Origin of the sequence: Olsenella profusa (assembly GCF_016900315.1) — a bacterium.
Classification (GTDB): domain Bacteria; phylum Actinomycetota; class Coriobacteriia; order Coriobacteriales; family Atopobiaceae; genus Thermophilibacter; species Thermophilibacter profusus_A.
Window position 1 is genome coordinate 1 of sequence record NZ_JACSNQ010000049.1, and the last position, 450, is coordinate 450.

Below are 450 nucleotides of genomic sequence, written 5' to 3' on the forward strand. Positions count from 1 at the left end.
ATCTTCAATATCTGCAGGATTCAATGAAGCCAAAGGGTCTTGGTTAATCTGGAAGTCACCACTGATACCAGAAGAAGCAAATTCGCCTGCAGAAGCCTGCGGTACATTATCAATCACATACAAAGGCTGGTTATCACCACGCAAAGAGCTGGCACCACGAATCGTGATAGAAGAAGCAGAACCTGCCATGGCAGAAGTAGAACTAACTACCAATCCAGCAACCTTACCTGACAAAAGATTATCAAGTGAAGTTGCCTTCGCTGCATCGTTAGCATCGGGTTTCATCGTTGTCAAGGCACCTGTTAAATCACCTTTACGAGCTGTACCGTAACCTACTACTACCACTTCATCAAGTACTTCCGTATCTTCCTTCAATACAACACGAATACCTGTCTGTTTAGTAATCGTCACGTCCTGGGTTGAATAACCTACAAAAGAAACGACCAATGT

General features: G+C 43.8%; 1 protein-coding gene. It reads right to left on the reverse strand.

Features of this window, described 5'->3' with window-relative positions:
* A partial coding sequence (locus H9X80_RS08970; RefSeq protein WP_204793999.1) for a TonB-dependent receptor plug domain-containing protein occupies window positions 1-450 on the reverse strand: 450 nt, incomplete at both ends.